Genomic DNA, 22,433 nt, shown 5'->3' with positions numbered 1-22,433 from the left:
CGTGCGCCCAGTCGTGCGGCCGCTCGTGCGGTGCCGCTCGTGCGCACAGTGGACCGGGTTCGGCCACCTGACTGCCGTCCCAGTAGACTCACAGGGTTTTTCGTCCCACGGAAGGTTGCACCTGTGAACACCGACGAGTACGCCGCCGGCTTCGCCGAGGAGCCCGGCTACCTCGACCACGCCGCGTTCGGCCCGGTCCAGACGGCGGTGCTCGAGGAGCAGCGGGTGCTCGGCACCATCCAGGAGCACATGCGCTTCGGAGCGATGGAGACCCTGGACGAACAGGACGCGCGCGTCCGCACCGTGGCCGCCCGTCTCGTCGGACGCCGCGAGGACCAGGTCGTGTCGCAGACCGCGACGACCCCCGGCCTCGTGCACACCGCGTTCGGGCTGACCGGCGGCGTGCTCGTGTCGGCCGACGACTACCCGTCGATGCCGCTCGCCCTCGCATCGGCCGCGTCGTCCACCGGTGGCCGCGTGCAGTCCGTGGTGATCGAGTCCGGCGCCGGGTGGACCACGCCGTCGCTCATCGCGGAACGGCTCACCGACGACGTCACCGCCGTCGCGGTCTCGCTCGTCGACTGGCGCACCGGCTACCTGGTCGACCTCGCCGCCGTCCGCGAGGTCATCGGCGACCGCCTGCTCGTCGTCGACGCGATCCAGGGCTTCGGCGTCGTGGACGTCCCCTACGAGGTCGCCGACGTCGTCGCCACGGGCGGCCAGAAGTGGCTGCACGCCGGCTGGGGGACCGGCTTCGTGGCCTTCAGCGACCGCGCGTTGAACCGGCTGCGTCCGGCGCTGTCCGGCCCTGCGGGGACCACCGGGTGGCCGGACGAGGTGCCCTCGGTCCGCCCTGGTGCCGCCGGCTTCCGCTCGACGCGGATCGACCCCGTCGCCCAGGCACGGCTCGCGGTGTCGCTCGAGCGGCTCGCCGCCGTCGGGGTGTCCGCCGTGCAGGAGCGGGTGTCGGACCGGGTCGAGCGGGTGTTCGACATCGCCGACGAGTTCGGCCTCGTCGTGGAGTCCAGCCGCGACCCGCGCGAGCGCGCCGGCATCGTCGTGCTGCGCCCGCCGCAGGGGCGGTTGACGGCGCTCTCCGCAGCGATGCACAACCACGGGGTGACGGTGACGACGCGCTCCGGGACCGCCCGGGTGTCGCCGTTCGCCTCCACGACGGACGAGACGCTCGACATGTTCCGCGACGCCTGCCTGTCGTACGCCACGATGCCGTAGCGGCGCGAGGCGCGCGGCGCGCGGCGCGCGGCCCGGCAAAGCGACAGATTCCGCTCCACGCACCAGCGGATCCTGTCGCCTTCGCGGAGCCGCAGGTCGCCGGACGGGCGGCACCCGGCACGGGGCGCGCGGCGAGCGGAGCGGTTCGCGAAAGCGACATGTGCGGCGGTGAGCACCAGCGGATCCTGTCGCCTTCGCAGAAGCGACCGTTCTGACTGGACGCACCGACGCACACTGTCGCTCTCGCGGAAGCGGCAGGCCGCCGGACGGGAGGCCAGTGGCGGGCCCGCACCGCGCCTCCAGGCCTGTGGGTCGGCACGTCGGGCGCGGGGCGCACCGCTCAGGTCGCGTTCACGCGACCGTAACCCGCCGCGCCGCGTGTCGCGTGCGCCGTGTCAGGGGTCGGACGTAGTTTGACGGCATCGGGCACCGCGCCCGATCGAAGCGGCCGCAGCAGGTGCTTCGAGACCCGCTCCAGTGGCCGCGTCGAGGACAAGGACCGGGTCCTTCGCGGCCCGGGGATGGAGTGGTCGTGACCTCTCAGAACGTCTCTCGCGGAACGCAGCAGCAGCCCACCGCGGACTCGTCCACACCGGTCGCCCAGCGCACGTACGTGCTCGACACCTCGGTGCTCCTCAGCGATCCGCGGGCACTGTTCCGCTTCGCCGAGCACGCGGTCGTCCTGCCCGTGGTGGTCGTCAGCGAGCTGGAGTCGAAGCGCAACGACCCGGAGATCGGGTACTTCGCCCGGCAGGCACTCCGGATCCTCGACGACCTCCGGGTCGAGCACGAACGACTCGACTTCCCGATCGCGATCGGTGACGGCGGCTCGCTGCGGGTCGAGCTGAACCACTCCAACCAGGCGGTGCTGCCGTCCGGGCTGCAGCTCGGCGACAACGACTCGCGGATCCTCGCGGTCGCGATGAACCTCGCGAACGACGGCCTCGACGTCGTCGTGGTGTCGAAGGACCTCCCGCTGCGGGTCAAGGCGTCGTCGATCGGCATGGCCGCCGAGGAGTACCGGGCCGAACTCGCGGTCGACAGCGGCTACACGGGCCTCACCGACCTCCAGGTCTCCGGCGAGCAGATGGCCGACCTCTACGAGCACGAGGAGATCCGCTCCGGTGCACTCGCCGACGTGCCGGTGAACACCGGGGTCGTCATCCACTCCGAGCGTGGCTCCGCCCTCGGCCGCGTGCACACCGCGGGCTCGGTGGCGCTCGTGCGGGGCGACCGCGAGGTGTTCGGCCTCCGCGGACGGTCCGCGGAGCAGCGGCTCGCGATCGACGCGCTCCTCGACCCGGAGATCGGCATCGTGTCCCTCGGCGGCGCGGCGGGCACGGGCAAGTCGGCGCTCGCGCTCTGCGCCGGCCTGGAGGCGGTCCTCGAACGCCAGCAGCACAAGAAGATCATGGTCTTCCGGCCGCTCTACGCGGTGGGCGGTCAGGAGCTCGGGTACCTGCCGGGCGACGCCGCGGAGAAGATGAACCCGTGGGCGCAGGCGGTCTACGACACCCTCGGCTCGGTGGTGTCGGACAACGTGCTCGACGAGGTGGTCGAGCGGGGGATGCTCGAGGTCCTGCCGCTCACCCACATCCGCGGTCGGTCCCTCCACGACGCGTTCGTCATCGTCGACGAGGCTCAGTCGCTCGAACGGAACGTCCTCCTCACGATGCTGTCCCGGATCGGGCAGAACTCGCGGGTCGTCCTCACCCACGACGTCGCGCAGCGGGACAACCTGCGGGTCGGCCGGCACGACGGCATCGCGTCCGTGATCGAGCGGCTGAAGGGTCACCCGCTGTTCGCGCACGTGACGCTGACGCGCTCGGAGCGGTCGGCGATCGCGGCACTCGTGACGGAGATGCTCGACTCGCCCGACCTCGTGTAGCGGGCGCGGTCCTTCGCGCCACGAAAGCGACATCGAACCGGCTCTCGAGGCCGGTTCGATGTCGCTTTCATGGTTCCCACGCCACGAGACGGACGGGAGGCGCGGTGCCGGCTGGCACCGCGCCTCCGTCCGTCCGGTGGTCGCGTCGCGCGCTCGGCGCGTCAGCTCGGGCGCGTCAGTTCGGGTGCGTCATCGAGAGCACGTCGAGGGCGCTGTCGAGCTGTTCCTCCGTGACCTCGCCCCGCTCGACGTAGCCGAGGGCCACGACTGCTTCACGCACGGTGATGCCCTCCGCGACGGCGTGCTTCGCGACCTTTGCGGCGGCTTCGTACCCGATCACGCGGTTGAGCGGCGTCACGATCGACGGGGAGGACTCCGCGAAGGCGCGAGCACGGTCGAGGTTGGCCTCGAGCCCGTCGACCGTCTTGTCGGCGAGGACGCGCGAGCTGTTCGCCAGCAGACGGATCGACTCGAGCAGCGCCGTGCCCATCACCGGGATCGCGACGTTCAGCTCGAACGCGCCCGACGCACCGGCCCACGCCACGGTCGCGTCGTTGCCGATGACCCGGGCCGCGACCATCAGGGTGGCCTCGGGGATGACCGGGTTCACCTTGCCGGGCATGATCGACGATCCGGGCTGGAGGTCCGGGATGTGGAGCTCGCCGAGGCCGGTGTTCGGCCCCGAACCCATCCAGCGGAGGTCGTTGTTGATCTTCGTGAGGCTGACCGCGATGACCTTCAGCGCGCCGGAGGCCTCGACGAGTGCGTCCCGCGCCCCCTGCGCCTCGAAGTGGTCGAGTGCCTCGGTGATCGGCAGCCCGGTGTCCTCGGCGAGCTGTGCGATGACCTCCTGCGGGAAGCCCTTCGGGGTGTTGATCCCGGTGCCGACCGCGGTCCCGCCCAGGGGCACCTCGGCGACGCGGGGGAGGGTCGCCTCCACACGCTCGATGCCGAGCCGGATCTGTCGCGCGTACCCGCCGAACTCCTGCCCGAGGGTCACCGGGGTGGCGTCCATGAGGTGGGTGCGCCCGGACTTCACGGCGTCGGCCCAGAGCGTCGCCTTCCGCTCGAACGCCTCGGCGAGGTGCTCGAGCGCGGGGACGAGCGTGCGGATCAGGGCCTCGGTCACGGCGACGTGCACCGACGTGGGGAAGACGTCGTTCGAGGACTGCGACGCGTTCACGTGGTCGTTCGGGTGCACCGGCGTGCCGGCGACGTCGGAGGCCAGCGTCGCGAGGACCTCGTTCATGTTCATGTTCGACGAGGTGCCGCTGCCGGTCTGGTAGACGTCGACGGGGAACTGGTCGTGGTGCTGGCCGCCGATGATCGCGTCCGCGGCCGCGACGATCGACCCCGCCACCGACTCGTCCACGATCCCGCGGGCTCCGTTCACGATCGCGGCGGCACGCTTCACCCGTGCGAGGGCGACGATCTGCGACGGCTCGAGGCCGCTGCCGGAGATCGGGAAGTTCTCGACGGCCCGCTGCGTCTGGGCGCGGTAGAGCGCCGACTTCGGCACCCGGACCTCGCCCATGGTGTCGTGCTCGATGCGGAACCCGTCATCGGTGGTCGCTGCGGTCTCGGTGGTGTCGGTCACGTCGTCGTGGTCCTTCCTGGGTGTGCTCCGGCGCGGTCGCGTCGGTCGGTGCTGCGACGGTGCTGGTCCGTCGTGCCGGTCGTGGGGCTGGTCGCCGTCGTACCGGTGGTGTTCGGGGCTGGTCGCGCCCTGGTCAGGCCTCGCCCACGACGGTGTCGATCGTGACCTCGCCCGAGGCCAGGTCGTACGTCGCCCCCACGACCGCCAACCTACCCTCGGCGACGGCGTCCGAGACGGCGCCCGACCGCTCGAGGACCTGCGCGAGGGTGTTCTCGAGGTGCGCGGCACCGATCGACTCCTGCGACAGGTCGGCGTCGGTGGCGCGGACCTTCTCGACGCTCGGGGCGATGGCGTCGACGAGCGACTGGAGGTGCGGGGCCGGCACCGGCTCGCCCGAACGAGCTGCGGCGACCGCGCCACAGCGGGTGTGGCGGAGGACGACGACGAGCGGCGTGCCGAGCGCGACGACCGCGAACTCGATCGAGCCGAGGACCACGTCGTCGACGATCTGACCGGCGTTGCGGATCGCGAAGAGGTCGCCGATGCCCGCGTCGAACACGTGCTCGAACGGCACGCGGGAGTCGGAGCAGCCGAGGACCGTCGCGAAGGGCGCCTGCGAACCGGTGAGCTCCGAGCGACGGTCGGGATCGGTCCGGCCCGTCCGACGCTTGTCGGCGGCGAACCGGGCGTTGCCCTCGACGAGCAGTCGGAGGGCGTCGGACGGGGTGGAGGCGGCGCGGTCGGGCATGGGGTTCCTCGGGGTGCTGCGGTCGGTCAGGGGTGGACGATGGGGGTCACCGGTCCGCGAACTGCTCGGACACGGCGGTCGCGAGCGTGCGGAACGAGGCGTCGTCGGCGGTGCCGGCGAGGACGAAGGTGTACTTGCCGGTGGTGCGCACGAGCGCGTAGGCGTTGTTGCCCGCGTCCTTGCCCTCGTCGCGTCGGTCGTAGACGGTCCACTTCGTGCCGTCGATCGTCGTCGAACCCGTCGCGGGCTTCTGGTCGAGCTGGTTCGCGACCCAGGACGCGTTCGCGGAGACGCCCTGCTGCAGCCCGATGTACTGCTTGTCCGGCGTCAGGAAGCCGACCGTCCAGACGTCGACGCCGTCGCCGGACTTGTCCGTCCAGTCGGCGCGGTTCGCGGAGAAGCCCTTCGGCAGCGTCGGAGCGGCGAGCTCGACGCCCCGGACGTCCGCGTCGGCAGCGACCTGCTGGTAGTCCACCGTGCGGTCCACGATCTGGGTGTCCGGTCGGACGACGACCGCCACGAGGAAGAGGACGATCCCGAGCGACGCGATCAGCGCGATGACGAGGTTGAACGCCGTCTGGTGCTGCCGGCGAGCCGTGCGCGCGGCGTCCTTGCGCGCCCAGGTCTCCTCCGGGGTCTCGGCTCGACCGAGCTCCGCGACGATGGGCCGTCCGTCCGCGTCGGTCATCGGGCGTCACCGCCGTCCGTCGCGGTGCCGCGCTCGTCAGACGCCGCGCGGGCCGCGTCGAGCCGTGCGCGGGCGCCGACCAGCCACTCCTCGCACCGGGCGGCCAGGGCCTCGCCCCGCTCCCACAGCCCGAGGGAGCGCTCGAGCGTCGCGGAGCCCTGCTCGAGCTCGGCGACGACGCGCACGAGTTCGTCGCGCGCGGCCTCGTAGCTCAGCGTGGCGACGTCGACGACCTGCTCGGGTTCCTGCTGGGATGACACACCACGATCCTACCGAGCAGCCACCGACGCGGCGTCGCCGACCCGAGCCTGTGCAGGCCCCTCGCGGAACCGGCCCTGTGCAGGACCGGTGCTGCGAGGCGGACGCGCCCGGTGCCTCCCGGTCGTCACACCGCGCCGTCCGGACCCGGCCCGTCCGGCTCGAGCGTCCCGGTGGCCGTGCCGGCCCCGAGCGTGACGTGGACCGGAGTCGCGCCGTCGAGGTCCTCCGACGCGCGCACCACCCCGCCGTCCGCCGTCTGCACGATCGCGTACCCGCGACGGAGCGTGTCCCGCGGCGACAGTGCACGGAGCCTGGCCGTCAGGTGTCCGACGTCGGAGTGGGACCGTTCGAGCCGGCGGTCGAGGAGTTCGCGCGCGCGGGAGAGGTCGCGTGCCACCTCCTCCGCGCGGGTGTCGACGAGCCACGCGGTCGAGGCGAGCGCCGGACGCGAGCGGAGCGCCGCGATCCGGTCCGCTTCGACCGAGAGCGTGTGCGAGAGCCGGAGGCCGAGCCGAGCACGTGCCTGCCGGACGTTCGCGAGCTCCTCGGCGACGTCGGGCACGACCCGCTTCGCCGCGTCGGTCGGTGTCGAGGCGCGGAGGTCGGCGACCTCGTCGAGGATCGGGCGGTCGGCCTCGTGCCCGATCGCCGACACGATCGGTGTGGTGGCCGCCGCTGCTGCGCGCACGAGCGTCTCGTCGCTGAAGCCGAGGAGGTTCTGGAAGTCGCCACCGCCGCGTGCGATGACGATCACGTCGACGGTCGGGTCCGCGTCGAGCTCGAGGATGGCGGCCGTGACCTCGCCCACGGTCCGTTCGCCCTGCACCGCGGTGTGCACCGTGCGGAACTCGACCTGCGGCCACCGCAGCTGCGCGTTGCGCTTGACGTCCTTCTCGGCGTCGGAGTCCTTGCCGGTGATGAGGCCGATCCGGTGCGGGAGGAACGGCAGCCGCTTCTTCCGCGACGGGTCGAACAAGCCCTCGGCCGCGAGGGTGCGACGGAGCCGTTCGAGCCGCTCGAGGAGGTCGCCGAGCCCGACGTGCTTCATCTCGACGACCTGCATCGTGAGCGAGCCGCCCTTGACCCAGTAGTTCGGCTTGACGGCCGCGACGACCCGGTCGCCCTGCTTGAGGTCGGCCGGCACGCGCGAGCGCACGCTCGACCAGATCGAGAACGACACGGTCGCGTCGACCTCGACGTCCTTGAGCTTGCCGTAGACGTTGCCGCCGGCGACGTTCCACTGCGTGACCTCGCCCTCGACCCACGCGGTGCCGAGACGGTCGATCCAGTCGCGGAGCTTGGCGCCGAGCAGCGCGACGGGCCAGGGGTTGTCGGCCGTCGGCGGGCCCTGTTCGATCGCCATGTCGCTCCTTCCGAACGCGGGACACCCATGCTGCCGCAGACCGGTGACACGGCCGGTCGCACCGCGCCGCGCGGGAGTTCTCCACAGGGGTGGTCGCGCCCAGGTCGTGCGGGTGCCGCTCACCTATCATCGGGGACGTGACGATCACCAACGGCCACACGGTCCCCCTCGCCCCGCCGCGGGTGCACGCGGCGCGCGGGCGGCTGCGGGACGAACCGGTCGCCGGGACGAAGAAGGTGCTGCTCGCCGCGCCGCGCGGGTACTGCGCCGGCGTCGACCGGGCGGTGGTCGCCGTCGAGCAGGCCCTCGAGCAGTACGGCGAACCCGTCTACGTCCGGAAGCAGATCGTCCACAACGTCCACGTCGTGTCGACGCTCGAGCAGCGCGGGGCGGTGTTCGTCGACGACGTCGCCGAGGTCCCCCGCGGAGCCCACGTGGTGTTCAGCGCGCACGGGGTGTCCCCGGCGGTCGTCGCCGGCGCCGCCGACCGCGACCTGCACGCGATCGACGCCACGTGCCCGCTCGTCACGAAGGTCCACCGCGAGGCCACGCGCTTCGCCAAGGCCGACCGCACGATCGTCCTCATCGGGCACGAGGGGCACGAAGAGGTCGAGGGGACGATGGGCCACGCGCCCGACCGCACGATCCTCGTGAACGGTCCGGAGGACGTCGCCGCGCTCGAGGTGTCCGACCCCGACAACCTCGTCTGGCTGTCGCAGACCACGCTGAGCGTCGACGAGACCATGGAGACGGTGCGGCTGCTCCGCGAGCGGTTCCCCACCATCCAGGACCCCCCGTCGGACGACATCTGCTACGCCACGCAGAACCGTCAGGTCGCGATCAAGAAGGTCGCCCCGGCAGCCGACCTCGTCATCGTCGTCGGGTCCGCGAACTCGTCGAACAGCGTCCGCCTCGTCGAGGTCGCGCTCGAGCACGGCGCCGCAGCCGCGCACCGCATCGACTACGCCGAGGAGATCCGGCAGGACTGGCTCGACGGCGTCGCCACCGTCGGCGTGACGAGCGGCGCGTCCGTGCCCGAGGAACTCGTGACCGAGGTGCTCGAGCAACTCGCCGACGCCGGGTACAGCGCCGTCGAAGAGGTCGTCACCGCCCACGAGGACCTCATGTTCTCGCTCCCGAAGGAGCTCCGGACGGATGCGGCCGGCCAGCCGACCCGCGCGCTCGGCGGGCGGCGCGCATGAGCGGCGACTGGTCCTCGACACCGGCCCACGACCCGGCCGCCGGGCGGTCGGCAGCGGGCGGGTCGACGGCCGGCAGTCCCGGGGACGGCCTGGAGGCACGGCGCGGCCCCGTCACGTCGGCCGCCGCCCCGGCAACGGGTCGCGCCCACGGCACACCGGCTCCGCAGTACGGCGAGTACGCGCCCGAGGGGTGGGTGAACCCGGTCCTCGTCGAGCAGGAACGTCAGGAGCGCGAGGCGGCGTCCCGTGCGCTCCGCGAGCAGGCGGCGCGCGAGGCCACCGCGGGCCCCGGACGGACCACTGATGGGCGTCCCCGCACCGGGCGTTCGGCCGGCACGCCCGCGGGCACCCCGGGAGCGACCGACGTCGTGCCGACCAGCCGGTTCGGCGCGTCGCCGCTCGACTTCGGCCTCACCGTGGGGCTCCTCGTCCTCGGGTTGTGGAACGTGCTCGGGTCCCTGCGGGTCGGCACCACGGCGTCGCAGGTCCGGCAGACGTTCGAGCGGCAGTACACGACCTTCTCGGACCCCTCGGCGCTCACCACCGCGGCCGTCGTCATCGCGGTCGCCGCGGTCGTGCTCTTCGCACTGACGGTGTGGTGGTCGGTCCGCCGCCTCCGCGCGCGCCGGCGGACGTTCTGGGTGCCCCTGCTCGGCGGGGTGGTCTGGACCGCCGTCAGCGTCACCGCGTTCTTCGTGGTGCTGATGCAGGACCCACGGATGGTCGACGCGATGCTGCGGCAGGCGAGCGGCGGCTGACCCGGCCGGGCCCTCCTGCACAGCCCGCGAGGAAGACGGCGACCGCGCTCAGCCCGCGAGGAAGGCGGCGACCGCGCTCAGCCCGCGAGGAAGGCGGCGACCGCGCTCAGCTCGCGAGGAAGGCGGCGACCGCGCTCAGCCCGCGAGAAAGGCGGCGACCGCCCCGTGCAGCGCGGCGAGGTCGTCGACGTGCACGAGCTCGCGCACCGAGTGCATCGACAGCAGCCCGACGCCGATGTCGATCGTCGGGATCCCGAGTCGGGTCGCCGCGATCGGCCCGATGGTCGAGCCACCCGGGATCGTGTTGACGTTGACGAACGGCTGGTACTCGACACCGGCCTGGTCGCACGCCGCCGCGAACACCGCCTCGCCCTTCGCCTCCGTCATGTAGCGCTGGTTCGCGCTGATCTTCAGGAGCGGGCCCCCGCCCGGCCGCGGTCGGTTCGTCGGGTCGTGCTTCTCCGGCTGGTTCGGGTGCACGAGGTGCCCGGCGTCACTCGAGAGCAGCCACGACGCGCGGAACGCCCGCGCGGCTTCGGACCGGGTCGCCCCGAGGCCCTCCTGCACGCGGCCGAGGACGTCCTCGAGGAACGGCCCACCGGCACCCGACGGCGTCGAGGAACCGATCTCCTCGTGGTCGAACGCGGCGAACACCGGGATGTGCTCGGCGTCGGACGGAGCAGCGATGACGCCGAGCAGTCCGGCGTGCACGCTGGTGAGGTTGTCCATCCGGCCGGACGCCAGGAATTCTTGGTCGATGCCGATCCGGGCGGGCGCCTGCGTGTCCGCGAGGAAGAGGTCCCACGACACGGCTTCGTCGCCGACCTGGTCACGCAGCCACGCGAGCACGTCGGTCCCGCCGACGTCGCCACCGACGCCGACCACCGGGATCGTGTGCCGCTGCCGGTCGATCTCCTTGCCGTCGTTCACACCACGGTCGAGGTGGATCGCGAGGTTCGGGATGCGGGCGACGGCGCCGGTCGCGACGAGCCGCACGGTGCCGTCGGCGTCGACCACCCGGCCGGCGATCGCGAGGTCGCGGTCGAACCACGTGGAGAGCAGGGCGCCGCCGTAGACCTCGACGTTCAGCTGCTCCCAGCCGAGCGTCCGCACCGCGGGGTTCGGCTTCACCCGGAACGTCGGCGAGTCGGTGTGCGCGCCCAGGATCCGGAACGGCGTGGTCGCGGTCGCGCCCTCCGGCAGCCGCCAGGCGATCACCGCGCCGTCACGGACGACGACGTACGCGCCGGGAGCGGTCGGCCAGGCGTCGAGCTCGGACAGCTCGGTGAAGCCGGTCTCCACGAGTCGGTCCCGCGCCACCGCCGCCGCGTGGAACGCGGTGGGGGACTCGGTGACGTACTGGGCGAACTCGGAGGCGATGGCGTCGGCGGTCACGCTCCCCATCGTGGCACGCGGCGTCGCCCACCGCGGCCAGGGGCGACCGGACGCAGCACGGGGCGCGTCCGTCGGACGCGCCCCGTGCCTCCCGGCTGCTGCCTGCCGGATCAGCCCTTGGTGTGGCCGGCCGAGCCGAGGACCTTCGCGGCCTCGCCCACGCGGGCGGCCATGGCGGTCTCGGCGACCTTGCCCCAGGCGCGCGGGTCGTACTGCTTCTTGTTGCCGACCTCGCCGTCGATCTTCAGGACACCGTCGTAGTTGCGGAACATCGAGTCGGCGATCGAGCGCGTGAACGCGTACTGCGTGTCGGTGTCGATGTTCATCTTGATGACGCCGTTGCGGACGGCCTCGTGGATCTCGTCGTCGGTCGAGCCCGAGCCACCGTGGAAGACGAGGTCGAGCGGGTTCTCGCCGGTGCCGTGCTTCTCGGCGACGGAGGCCTGGATCTCGCCGAGGAGTTCCGGACGGAGCTTGACGTTGCCGGGCTTGTAGACGCCGTGCACGTTGCCGAAGGTCAGCGCGGCGATCCAGCGACCCTGGTCGCCGAGGCCGAGCGCGTCGACGACCTTCTCGACGTCGTTCGGGGTCGTGTAGAGCGCGTCGTTCGTGCCCTCGTGCTGGACGCCGTCCTCCTCGCCGCCGACGACGCCGATCTCGACCTCGAGGATGGCGTTGATGTTCCGCGTCTTCGCGATCATCGTCTTCGCGATCTCGATGTTCTCGTCGAGCGGCACCGCGGAGCCGTCCCACATGTGCGACTGGAAGATCGGGTTGCGGCCCTGACGGACCTCCTCCTCGCTCGCGGCGATGAGGGGGAGGACGAAGCCGTCGAGGGCGTCCTTCGGGCAGTGGTCGGTGTGGAGGGCGACCGTGATGTCGTAGTTCTTCGCGACCTCGTGGGCGAACTTCGCCATCGCGAGGGCTCCGGCGGCACGGTTCTTGACCGTGTGGCCCGCGAAGTAGTCCGCACCACCGGTGGTGACCTGGAGGATGCCGTCGGAGCCGGCCTCCTGGAGCCCCTGGAGGACCGCGTTGATCGTCTGGGACGACGAGACGTTGACCGCGGGGTAGGCGAACTTGCCGGCCTTCGCTCGTTCGAGCATCTCGGCGTACTGTTCCGGCGTTGCGATGGGCACTGCGATCTCCTTCGACGTGGTGGTGTCCTCGCTGAGCCTAGTCAGCCGGACTGGGCCCCGCCGGCCGGTTCCGGAGCGACGCGCCAGCGGCGGTCCGGCCGTGTCTGGTGGGAGAGGCGCGGTGCGGGTTACACGCGCCGCGTTCGTCGGTGCTGCACATGCGTTCACGGCGCTCGCGACCGGCCCGCCTCGCGGCTGTCCGTCGGTACGCTGGGCGCTGTGACTCCCACGACTGAGACCGGTTCCCTGTTCCTCCAGCCCGACCGCAACCTGGCGCTCGAGCTCGTGCGTGCGACGGAGGCCGCCGCGATCCGTGCGCAGCCGTGGGTCGGCCGCGGTGAGAAGAACCTCGCGGACGGTGCCGCCGTGGACGCGATGCGGAAGTTCCTCGGCACGGTGAACTTCGACGGTGTCGTCGTGATCGGTGAGGGCGAGAAGGACAACGCCCCGATGCTCTACAACGGCGAGCACGTCGGCAACGGCCACGGCCCGGCGTGCGACATCGCGGTCGACCCGATCGACGGCACCTCGCTGACCGCCGCGGGCCGGCAGAACGCGATCAGCGTGATGGCCGTCTCGGACCGCGGGTCGATGTACGACCCCAGCGCCGTGTTCTACATGGACAAGATCGCTGCCGGGCCGGAGGGGCGTGGGGTCCTCGACCTGGAGAAGCCGATCGGGGAGAACATCCGGGCGCTCGCGAAGGCGAAGCACAAGGACATCGAGGACATGCAGATCGCGGTCCTCGACCGCCCCCGCCACGACGAGCTCATCCGCGCGATCCGCGCGACGGGTGCCGGCACGCGCCTGCTGCTGGACGGTGACGTCGCCGGCGGGATCTCGGCGGCGCTGCCGGGGTCGAAGATCGACATGTGCGTCGGTGTCGGCGGCACCCCGGAGGGCATCATCACCGCGTGCGCGATCAAGGCGCTCGGCGGGGTGATCCTCGGCAAGCTGCAGCCGAAGGACGACGAGGAGCGTGAGCAGGCGATCGCTGCCGGGCACGACCTCGACAAGGTCCTCGACCAGGACGACCTCGTCATGGGTGACAACACGTTCTTCGTCGCCACGGGTGTGACCGACGGCGTGCTCGTCGACGGGGTCCGCCGTTCGCGGGGTGTGATCCACACCGACTCGCTCGTGCTCCGCAGCCGCTCGAACACGATCCGCCGCATCCAGGCCGACCACCGCGCCGAGAAGTGGTTCTGATCCGCTGAGGCCGCGGACGCACCGCACCGTGCGGTGAGGTGCGGTGCGGTGCGGTGCGATTCACGTTCGCACAACCACAGTCCGTCCGAGCCATGTTCCCGCGTGGTTCGGACGGATCGTGGTTGTGCGGCGTGCGGGTCAGTCCTCGTCGAGCGCCCCGACCAGCTCCGGCGCCGTGAGCAACCGCGGCTCGTCGTCGATCGAGGCGGGGTCGGCGATGACCTTCGACTCGTCGAGCAGGGACAACCGTCGGGCACTCGGCAGCACCTGCCGTTCGAGCGACCCCACGAAGCGGTTGTAGTCGACGACGGTGCCGCGGATGGCCCGACCGAGCTTGTCCACGTGCCCGGCGAGCGTCGACAGGCGTCCGTAGAGCTCCCGCGAGACACGGAAGAGCTCGCGGGCCTCGGCCGTGACGACGTCTTGCTGCCACGAGAACGCCACGGTCTTGAGGACCGACCACAGCGTCACGGGGGAGGCCAGCGCGACCCGCTTCCGGAAGGCGTGGTCGAGCAGCCCCGGGTCCGCCGCGAGCGCACTGGCGATGAGCGACTCCGACGGGATGAACGCCACGGTCAGCTCGGGTGAGGCGTCGTACCCGGACCAGTACTCCCGCGCCGCGAGGGCGTCCACGTGCGCCCGCAGCGCCCGCACGTGCTGCTGCAGGAGCTGGTCGCGCCGGGCGCCCTCCGCCCCGGTGGCGGTCGCGGGGATCTCGGCTGCCTGCAGGTAGGCGCTGAACGGCACCTTCGCGTCAACGGCGATGGTCTTGCCGCCGGGCAGGTGCACGACCATGTCCGGTCGCGCGGACCCGGCGGACGTCGTCACGGAGGACTGCACGTCGAAGTCGACCCGTTCGAGGAGCCCGGCGGCTTCGACCACGTTGCGGAGCTGCGTCTCGCCCCAGACGCCCCGCGTGCTGTTCGAGGACAGTGCGCTCGCGAGCGTGTCCGCGGTGGCGCGCAGACGTTCCTCGGACTCCGCTGCTGACCGCAGCTGCGCGGAGAGCACGCCGTACTGCTCGCTCCGCGACTGTTCGAGCTCGGCGATCTTGGCGCGCATGACGTCGAGGGTCTGCGCGACCGGGCTCAGCGCGGAGAGGACCTTCGACTCGTTCTGGTTCCGTGCCGCATCGGCGCCGTGCATCCGCTGTACGAGGTGCTCGAGCTCCGCCGCCCGGCGCTCGAGCGAGTCGACCTGCCGGCGGTACTGCGCGTCCTGCGCGTCGAGGCGTTCCTCGGCGTCCGCGCGGACGGTGTCGAGCTGCGCGCGCAGCGCGTCCGCCGTGGCGTGCGCGGCGGCGGCGTCGACACCGGCGCGCGAGCGGGCGAGCGCCCAGGCGAGGACGGCACCGACGGCCAGGCCGATGACGAGGCCGATGACCAGGGCGAGGATCTGCATGACGCGACCCTGGCAGGAGCCACCGACACCGCGCCTCCAGGCCGTGTCGCACCCCGATGCGGCGCCGAGCAAACCATGTAATGACATTAGGGCAAACGAGGTGTACAGTCGTGATCGTCCGCCGATGAAGCCGCACGGAAGGTCCATCCCGTCGCATGACGAACGAAGCACCGCACGCCTACGACGTGATCACGATGGGACGCGTGAGCGTCGACGTCTACCCGCAGCAGACCGGTCCGCTCGAGGACGTCACCACCTTCTCGAAGTCCGTCGGCGGGAGCGCGACGAACGTCGCGATCGCCGCGGCCCGACACGGCGCTGACACCGCCGTGATCACCCGCACGGGCAACGACCCGTTCGGCCGCTACATCGCCCGCACCCTGCCGGAGTTCGGCGTCGCGAACGACTTCGTCGAGACCGTGGACGGGCTGAACACCCCCGTCGCGTTCTGCGAGATCTTCCCGCCGGACGACTTCCCGCTGTACTTCTACCGGGCGCCCAAGGCACCGGACCTCATGATCACCGCGAAGTCGCTGCCCCTGCACGAGATCGAGCGGGCCCGGATCTTCTGGACGACCGTCACGGGTCTCAGCGAGGAGCCGAGCCGGCACGCCCACCACGTCGCGCTCGCGGCGCGGAGCGCCTCCACGAGCGGGACGAAGCAGCACACCGTGCTCGACCTCGACTACCGGCCGATGTTCTGGTCGTCGCCCGAGGCCGCCACGCGCGAGGTCGCGGTGGCACTCGAACACGCGACCGTCGCGGTCGGCAACCGCGAGGAGTGCGAGGTCGCGGTCGGGGAGACCGACCCGGTCCGCGCCGCCGATGCCCTGCTCGAGCGGGGCGTGGAGATCGCCATCGTGAAGCAGGGTCCGAAGGGCGTCCTCGCGAAGACCCGCGACGAGTTCGTCGAGTTCCGCCCGCACACGATCGACGTCGTCAACGGCCTCGGCTCCGGCGACGGCTTCGGCGGCGCGCTCACCCACGGCCTGCTCGAGGGCTGGGACCTCGGGCGGATCCTCGCGTTCGCGAACGCCGCCGGCGCGATCGTCGCCACCCGGTTCGAGTGCTCGACCGCGATGCCGACGAGTGACGAGATCGAGCAGTTCATCGCGTCCAACCCGGCCGAGAGCACCACACACAGCACCGCGTCGCAGGCCACCGCGTCGCAGACCACCGCGTCGCACACCGAGGAGACGGCCGATGCCTGAGCTCACCACCGCTGACTTCCAGCGCCTGCGCGACGTCCGCGCCGCACAGCCCGACGTCGTCCAGCAGACGTTGCACGCCCGTCGGAAGCGCGACCTGCTCGCCGAGGACGGCAAGCTGTTCGTCGTCGCCGCCGACCACCCCGCCCGCGGTGCCCTCGCCGTCCGCGACGACGCCTCTGCGATGGCCGACCGGTACGACCTCCTCGAACGACTGGTCGTCGCACTCGGCCGACCCGGTGTCGACGGGGTGCTCGGGACGCCCGACATCATCGAGGACCTCGCGCTCCTCGGCGCGCTCGACGACAAGGTCGTGGTCGGGTCCATGAACCGCGGCGGCCTGCGCGGGGCGACGTTCGAGATGGACGACCGCTACACCGCCTACTCGGCACGCGCCATCAAGGACGACGGGCTCGACTTCGCGAAGCTCCTCGTCCGGATCGCGCTCGAGGACGCCGGCACCGCACCGACCCTCGAGGCCACCGCCCGGGCAGTGAGCGAGGCGGCCGCACTCCGGCTGCCGATCATGCTCGAGCCGTTCATGTCCTCGTGGCGGGACGGGAAGGTCGTCAACGACCTCACGGCCGACGCCGTCATCACGTCGATGGCCATCGCGGCCGGCCTCGGTGAGTCCAGCGCGTACAGCTGGCTGAAGATCCCCGTCGTCGACGACATGGAACGGGTCATGGCCGCCACGACCCTCCCGACGCTGCTGCTCGGCGGTGACCCGTCGGGCAGCCCCGAAGCGACCTACCGCACATGGGCCGACGCCCTCGCCCTGCCGGGCGTGCGTGGACTCGTCGTCGGACGGACCCTGCTCTACCCGCCGGACGGCGACGTGGCCGCCGCCGTCGACGTGGCCGCCGGACTCGTCCACAGCGCGGACGCGACGGCAGGCGTCGCCTCGCCGTCCGTCCACAGCCTGGAGGCCCGGGTCGGGTCGTCCACAGATCCTCGCGACCGCGACACGCGGCTCGCCGACGCCACCACCATGGACTCGTCCATCCCGGAAGGAAGCAACGCATGACCACCACGGAGCAGACCACCACCACGGTCGGGCACTGGATCGACGGCGCGCACGTCGTCTCCGCGTCCGGCAACACCGCTCCCGTGTTCGACCCGGCGCTGGGTGTCGCGACCAAGCAGGTCGCCCTGGCCGACGAGTCCGAGATCCAGGCCGCGATCGCGAGCGCGAAGGCTGCGTTCCCCGCGTGGAGCAACCTGTCCCTGTCGAAGCGGCAGCAGATCCTGTTCGCGTTCCGCGAGGTGCTGAACCGCGACAAGGCCGAGCTCGCCGAGATCATCACGAGCGAGCACGGCAAGGTCATCGACGACGCGCTCGGTGAGATCGCACGCGGGCAAGAGGTCGTCGAGCTCGCCACGAACATCCCGAGCCTGATGAAGGGCGAGTTCTCCGACCAGGTGTCGACGGGCATCGACGTGTACTCGATCCGCCAGCCGCTCGGTGTCGTGGGCATCATCTCGCCGTTCAACTTCCCGGCGATGGTGCCGCTGTGGTTCCTGCCGATCGCGATCGCGGCCGGCAACACCGTGGTGCTGAAGCCGTCCGAGAAGGACCCGTCGGCCGCGATCTGGCTGGCGTCGAAGTTCAAGGAGGCGGGACTGCCGGACGGCGTGTTCAACGTGCTGAACGGCGACAAGCTCTCCGTCGACGGGCTGCTCACCAGCCCCGACGTCGAGTCGATCTCGTTCGTCGGGTCCACCCCGATCGCGCAGTACGTCTACGAGACCGGCACGAAGCACGGCAAGCGGGTGCAGGCCCTCGGCGGTGCGAAGAACCACATGCTGGTGCTGCCGGACGCCGACCTCGACCTCGTCGCGGACAACGCGATCAACGCGGGCTTCGGTTCCGCGGGTGAGCGTTGCATGGCGATCTCGGTCGTCGTCGCCGTCGAGCCCGTGGCGGACGAGCTCATCGAGAAGATCACGGAACGTGCGGCGACGCTGCGCATCGGTGACGGGCGTCGCGGCTGCGACATGGGCCCGCTCGTCACGGAGCAGCACCGCGACAAGGTCGCCTCGTACATCGAGGTCGCAGAGCAGGACGGTGCGGTGGTTGTGGTGGACGGCCGCACCGTCCGACCCGACGGCGACGAGAACGGCTTCTGGCTCGGCCCGACGCTCATCGACCGGGTGCCGACGACGAGCCGGGTCTACACGGAGGAGATCTTCGGCCCGGTGCTGAGCGTGGTCCGCGTCGCTTCGTACGAAGAGGGCCTGGAGCTCATCAACTCCGGCGCGTTCGGCAACGGCACGGCGATCTTCACCAACGACGGCGGCGCCGCTCGTCGGTTCCAGCGCGACGTGCAGGTCGGCATGATCGGCATCAACGTGCCGATCCCGGTGCCGGTGGCGTACTACTCGTTCGGCGGCTGGAAGAACTCGCTGTTCGGCGACCACAAGGCGTACGGCGCCGACGGCGTGAGCTTCTTCACCCGCCAGAAGGCCATCACCTCACGGTGGCTCGACCCCTCGCACGGCGGCATCAACCTCGGCTTCCCGTCGAACGGCTGACGCACCCGATGACGAACGACAACTGGTTCATCGCCGCCGGCTCCCGCCCCGAGGCGGGCTGGACGGACGTGGTGGACGGACGTGTCGCGGGGTGGGCGCACACCGGTCTCCGGACCGGCACCCTCCGTGACGGGGGCGAGCTGCGTCTCCCGGCCGACGCCGTGGAACGCCTGGTCGTCCCGCTCGCCGGCAGCTTCACCGTGGCGTACGACGACACGACGCAGGTCCTCGAGGGACGCGCCAGCGTCTTCGAGGGGCCGACGGACGTCCTGTACGTCGGGTCCGGGACCGCAGCGACGATCACCGGCACCGGTCGTGTCGCCGTGGCCGAAGCACCGACCGAAACGGTCAAGCCGAGCACCTACATCGCCCGTCGGGACGTCCCGGTGGAGCTCCGCGGTGCCGGCCAGTCGAGTCGACAGGTGCACAACTTCGGCACCCCGGCGGCGCTCGACGCGGTGAAGTTCATCGTGTGCGAGGTCATCACCCCGGCCGGGAACTGGTCGTCGTACCCGCCCCACAAGCACGACACCACCGTGCCCGGCGCGGAGTCGAACCTCGAGGAGATCTACTACTACGAGGCCGCGGTGTCCCGCGGGGTAGCGGACATCGCCCCGGAGGCCGCGGACCCCTTCGCGCTGCACCGGACGTACGCCTCGGACGACCGCGCGATCGACGAGTTCCGGCAGGTCCGCACGGGCGACATCGCGCTCGTGCCCTACGGGTGGCACGGCCCCGCCGTCGCCGCCCCCGGCTACGACATGTACTACCTCAACGTGATGGCCGGGCCCGACCCGGAGCGCGTCTGGAACATCACCGACGACCCGGCCCACGGCTGGGTCCGTCAAGCGTGGGCGAGCGAGCAGCTCGACCCCCGCCTGCCCTACGAGAAGGAGTCCTCCCGATGAGCCAGCACACCGGCCCGGCGCAGACCCGTCGGATGACCGTCGGCCAGGCACTCGTCGAGTTCCTGGCGAACCAGTGGACCGTCGACGGTGACCACCGTGAACGCACCATCCCGGGGATCTTCGGCATCTTCGGGCACGGCAACGTCGCCGGGCTCGGGCAGGCCATCAAGCAGCTCCACGTCGAGCAGCCGGGCCTGCTGCCCTACCACCAGGCCCGCAACGAGCAGGCGATGGTGCACGAGGCCGTCGGCTTCGCGCGCATGCACCGCCGCCGTGCGACCTTCGCGTCGACGGCGTCCGTCGGCCCGGGCGCCGCGAACATGCTGACAGCCGCCGCCCTCGCGACGACGAACCGGCTCCCGGCGCTGCTGCTGCCGTCCGACACCTTCGCGACACGGACCACCGACCCGGTCCTGCAGCAGATCGAGATGCCGCACGACACCTCGTTGCAGGTGACCGACGCGTTCCGGCCCCTGTCGCGCTTCTTCGACCGCGTCGAGCGGCCCGAGCAGCTGTTCTCGATCGCCCTCGCCGCGATGCGCGTCCTGACCGACCCGGCCGAGACCGGCGCCGTGACGATCGCCCTGCCGGAGGACGTGCAGGCCGAGGCCCTCGACGTCCCGGTGTCGTTCCTGCAGCCGCGCGAGTGGCACATCCGTCGCCCGCTGCCGGAGCACGGTCCCCTGGCTCGTGCGGTGGCGGCGATCCGTGCGGCGAAGCGTCCGGTCATCGTCGCCGGTGGCGGCGTGCTGTACTCCGACGCGTCGGAGCAGCTCGCCGCCTTCGTCGAGGCGACCGGGATCCCCGTCGGGACCTCGCAGGCCGGCGGCGGCTCCCTGGTCTGGGACCACCCGCAGTACCTCGGCGGGGTCGGCGCGACGGGCACCGCGGCCGCGAACGCGATCGCCGCACAGGCCGACGTGGTGATCGGCATCGGCACGCGGTACAGCGACTTCACGACGGCGTCGCGGACGGCGTTCCAGAACCCCGACGTGACCTTCGTCAACGTCAACGTCGCTGCGTTCGACGCCTACAAGCACGGCACGCAGCTGCCGCTGATCGCGGACGCCCGGGAGGCACTGGTCGCCTTGACCGCGTCGCTCACGACCGACTCGTCGTACGCCGTCGACGCCGGCTACGCGGCCGAGATCGCGCAGCGGAAGCAGGAGTGGGACGCCGTGGTCGATGCCGCCTTCGCGCCGTCCGGGCTCGCGCTGCCCGGGCAGTCGGAGATCATCGGCGCCGTGCAGGCCGCGACCGACCCCCGCGACGTCGTCATCCAGGCCGCCGGTTCGCTGCCGGGCGACCTCCACAAGCTCTGGCGGGTGCGGGACGCCCTCGGCTACCACGTCGAGTACGCGTTCTCGTGCATGGGCTACGAGATCGCCGGCGGCATCGGCGTGCGCCGTGGTGCCCCGGACCGCGACGCCATCGTCATGGTCGGCGACGGCTCGTACCTCATGCTCCACACCGAACTCGTCACCGCGGTCGCCGAGGGCATCAAGATCGTCGTCGTCCTCATCCAGAACAACGGGTACGCGTCGATCGGGCACCTGTCCGAGACCGTGGGGTCCGAGCGGTACGGCACGAAGTACCGCTACCTGGACGAGACCGGCTCGTTCGAGAACGACGCGGTGCTGCCCGTCGACCTCGCGGCGAACGCCCGCTCGTACGGCGTCGACGTGATCGAGGTCCAGCCCGGGCCGGACGCGGTCGCCGACCTCACGGCAGCGGTCCGCCAGGCGAAGGCGAACGACCACACCACCCTCGTGCACGTGCACTCCGACCCGCTCGTCTACGCCCCCGAGGGCGACGGCTGGTGGGACGTCCCGGTCGCCCAGACCTCGACCCTCCCGAGCACGCAGCAGGCCCGCACCGAGTACGAGCAGCAGGTCGCTGCCCAGCGGCCCCTCCTCGGCTGAACCACCCTCCACCCACGAAGGACGACGACGTCATGACCGACACCGCCACCGCCACCGACGCCATCCGCATCGGCACCGCCCCGGACTCCTGGGGCGTCTGGTTCCCCGACGACCCGAAGCAGGTGCCGTGGCAGCGCTTCCTCGACGAGGCCGCCGCCGCCGGGTACGAGTGGATCGAGCTCGGCCCCTACGGGTACCTGCCGACCGATCCGTCGCAGCTGTCCGACGAGCTCGAGTCCCGCGGGCTCAAGCTCTCGGCGGGCACGGTCTTCACCGGCTTCCACAAGGGCGACGACCAGTTCCAGCGGGCGTGGGACCAGGCGGTCGCGGTCGCAGGCCTCGCGTCGAAGCTCGGCGCCGAGCACCTCGTCACGATCCCGGACCTCTGGCGTTCCGACGCCACCGAGGAGGTCCTCGAGTCCCGCACGCTGACCGACGAGCAGTGGGAGCGCCTCGGCAAGGGGCACGACCAGCTCGGCAAGGCGCTGCTCGAGGAGTACGGCGTCCACCAGCAGTTCCACACCCACGCGGACAGCCACGTCGGCACCTACCGCGAGACCGTCCGCTTCCTCGAGGTCACCGACCCGCGGTACACGAACCTCTGCCTCGACACCGGGCACTTCGCCTACTACGGCGGCGACAACCTCCGCATGATCGCCGAGCACCCGGAGCGCATCGGCTACCTGCACCTCAAGCAGGTCGACACCGAACTGCTCTTCGACGTGCTCAAGAACGACGTGCCGTTCGCCACCGCGGTCGCGCAGGGGATCATGACCGAGCCGCCGCACGGGACGCCCGAGCTCGCGCCGATCATCGAGGCCGTCGCGAAGATCAACCCCGACGTCTTCGGGATCGTCGAGCAGGACATGTACGGCTGCTCCGTCGATGCCCCGGGCCCCATCGCCGAGCGGACCTTCCAGCACATCTTCGGGTCGACCTCGGCCGCCCGGGTCTCGTAGCAGCGCCGTCCACCACCAG

General features: G+C 71.5%; 19 protein-coding genes. 11 read left to right on the top strand and 8 right to left on the bottom strand.

The annotated features are described in order from the left end of the window. Positions 1-123: 123 nt before the first annotated feature. Together QPJ90_RS00830 and QPJ90_RS00825 are read left to right on the top strand one after the other, a co-directional pair. The gene (locus tag QPJ90_RS00830; protein ID WP_290132583.1) at positions 124-1,233 is read left to right on the top strand and encodes an aminotransferase class V-fold PLP-dependent enzyme; all 1,110 of its coding nucleotides are present in this window, start codon (positions 124-126) and stop codon (positions 1,231-1,233) included. A gap of 532 nt (positions 1,234-1,765) precedes the next feature. Then, on the top strand, positions 1,766-3,121 hold the full coding sequence (locus tag QPJ90_RS00825; RefSeq protein WP_290132582.1) for a PhoH family protein: 1,356 nt from the start codon (positions 1,766-1,768) through the stop codon (positions 3,119-3,121). A gap of 175 nt (positions 3,122-3,296) precedes the next feature. Here QPJ90_RS00825 and QPJ90_RS00820 read toward each other — a convergent pair whose 3' ends face one another. The 5 genes from QPJ90_RS00820 to xseA form a co-directional block, all read right to left on the bottom strand. Next, entirely contained in the window at positions 3,297-4,718 is a 1,422-nt protein-coding gene (locus tag QPJ90_RS00820) for a class II fumarate hydratase (RefSeq protein ID WP_290132581.1), read from the bottom strand. A gap of 133 nt (positions 4,719-4,851) precedes the next feature. Beyond that, the gene (locus tag QPJ90_RS00815; protein WP_290132580.1) at positions 4,852-5,466 is read right to left on the bottom strand and encodes a carbonic anhydrase; all 615 of its coding nucleotides are present in this window, start codon (positions 5,464-5,466) and stop codon (positions 4,852-4,854) included. Positions 5,467-5,512: 46 nt separating this feature from the next. Then, positions 5,513-6,154: a DUF4245 domain-containing protein gene (locus QPJ90_RS00810; RefSeq protein ID WP_290132579.1), complete on the bottom strand. Its 642-nt coding sequence runs from the start codon at positions 6,152-6,154 to the stop codon at positions 5,513-5,515. After that, the gene (locus QPJ90_RS00805; protein ID WP_290132578.1) at positions 6,151-6,414 is read right to left on the bottom strand and encodes an exodeoxyribonuclease VII small subunit; all 264 of its coding nucleotides are present in this window, start codon (positions 6,412-6,414) and stop codon (positions 6,151-6,153) included. The genes QPJ90_RS00810 and QPJ90_RS00805 overlap by 4 nt, the downstream gene beginning before the upstream one ends. A 125-nt stretch (positions 6,415-6,539) precedes the next feature. Then, positions 6,540-7,778 carry an exodeoxyribonuclease VII large subunit gene (gene xseA, locus QPJ90_RS00800; protein WP_290132577.1) on the bottom strand — a complete coding sequence of 413 codons (1,239 nt, stop codon included), beginning with the start codon at positions 7,776-7,778 and terminating at the stop codon, positions 6,540-6,542. 143 nt (positions 7,779-7,921) lie between these two features. On the opposite strand from xseA, the gene QPJ90_RS00795 reads away from it, so the two are divergent. Next, positions 7,922-8,980 carry a 4-hydroxy-3-methylbut-2-enyl diphosphate reductase gene (locus tag QPJ90_RS00795; RefSeq protein WP_290134136.1) on the top strand — a complete coding sequence of 353 codons (1,059 nt, stop codon included), beginning with the start codon at positions 7,922-7,924 and terminating at the stop codon, positions 8,978-8,980. Further along, positions 8,977-9,738, top strand: a complete 762-nt coding sequence (locus tag QPJ90_RS00790) for a DUF6264 family protein (RefSeq protein ID WP_290132576.1) — start codon at positions 8,977-8,979, stop codon at positions 9,736-9,738. Before QPJ90_RS00795 ends, QPJ90_RS00790 begins: the two co-directional genes overlap by 4 nt. A gap of 135 nt (positions 9,739-9,873) precedes the next feature. Here the strand turns inward: QPJ90_RS00790 and QPJ90_RS00785 are convergent, their stop codons facing one another. Then, positions 9,874-11,142, bottom strand: coding sequence for a M18 family aminopeptidase (locus tag QPJ90_RS00785; RefSeq protein ID WP_354670484.1), 1,269 nt, complete (start codon positions 11,140-11,142; stop codon positions 9,874-9,876). A 101-nt stretch (positions 11,143-11,243) separates the two neighbouring features. Further along, positions 11,244-12,272: a class II fructose-bisphosphate aldolase gene (gene fbaA, locus QPJ90_RS00780; RefSeq protein ID WP_290132574.1), complete on the bottom strand. Its 1,029-nt coding sequence runs from the start codon at positions 12,270-12,272 to the stop codon at positions 11,244-11,246. Between the two features lie 219 nt (positions 12,273-12,491). On the opposite strand from fbaA, the gene glpX reads away from it, so the two are divergent. Further along, the gene (gene glpX / locus QPJ90_RS00775; RefSeq protein ID WP_290132573.1) at positions 12,492-13,481 is read left to right on the top strand and encodes a class II fructose-bisphosphatase; all 990 of its coding nucleotides are present in this window, start codon (positions 12,492-12,494) and stop codon (positions 13,479-13,481) included. Positions 13,482-13,619: 138 nt separating this feature from the next. On the opposite strand, the gene rmuC is transcribed toward glpX, so the two are convergent. Further along, positions 13,620-14,882, bottom strand: a complete 1,263-nt coding sequence (rmuC, locus tag QPJ90_RS00770) for a DNA recombination protein RmuC (RefSeq protein ID WP_290132572.1) — start codon at positions 14,880-14,882, stop codon at positions 13,620-13,622. A gap of 155 nt (positions 14,883-15,037) precedes the next feature. On the opposite strand from rmuC, the gene iolC reads away from it, so the two are divergent. From iolC to QPJ90_RS00740, 6 genes are read left to right on the top strand one after another with little or no spacing between them, the layout of a single operon-like run. Then, on the top strand, positions 15,038-16,093 hold the full coding sequence (gene iolC / locus QPJ90_RS00765; protein WP_290132571.1) for a 5-dehydro-2-deoxygluconokinase: 1,056 nt from the start codon (positions 15,038-15,040) through the stop codon (positions 16,091-16,093). Then, a complete protein-coding gene (locus tag QPJ90_RS00760) occupies positions 16,086-17,117 on the top strand; it encodes a deoxyribose-phosphate aldolase (RefSeq protein ID WP_290132570.1) in 1,032 nt (343 codons plus the stop codon). Before iolC ends, QPJ90_RS00760 begins: the two co-directional genes overlap by 8 nt. Continuing rightward, entirely contained in the window at positions 17,114-18,625 is a 1,512-nt protein-coding gene (locus QPJ90_RS00755) for a CoA-acylating methylmalonate-semialdehyde dehydrogenase (RefSeq protein ID WP_290132569.1), read from the top strand. The genes QPJ90_RS00760 and QPJ90_RS00755 overlap by 4 nt, the downstream gene beginning before the upstream one ends. 8 nt (positions 18,626-18,633) lie before the next feature. Then, positions 18,634-19,533, top strand: coding sequence for a 5-deoxy-glucuronate isomerase (gene iolB / locus QPJ90_RS00750; protein ID WP_290132568.1), 900 nt, complete (start codon positions 18,634-18,636; stop codon positions 19,531-19,533). Next, positions 19,530-21,455: a 3D-(3,5/4)-trihydroxycyclohexane-1,2-dione acylhydrolase (decyclizing) gene (gene iolD / locus QPJ90_RS00745; protein ID WP_290132567.1), complete on the top strand. Its 1,926-nt coding sequence runs from the start codon at positions 19,530-19,532 to the stop codon at positions 21,453-21,455. Before iolB ends, iolD begins: the two co-directional genes overlap by 4 nt. A 32-nt stretch (positions 21,456-21,487) precedes the next feature. Then, positions 21,488-22,414 (top strand): sugar phosphate isomerase/epimerase, encoded by a 927-nt coding sequence (locus QPJ90_RS00740; RefSeq protein ID WP_290132566.1) that lies wholly within the window; start codon positions 21,488-21,490, stop codon positions 22,412-22,414. Positions 22,415-22,433: the final 19 nt, after the last annotated feature.

Origin of the sequence: Curtobacterium sp. 458, assembly GCF_030406605.1 — a bacterium.
In the GTDB taxonomy this organism is placed as follows: domain Bacteria; phylum Actinomycetota; class Actinomycetes; order Actinomycetales; family Microbacteriaceae; genus Curtobacterium.
The sequence above is the reverse complement of the archived record's forward strand: the minus strand, read 5'-3'. Positions and strand labels throughout refer to the sequence as shown.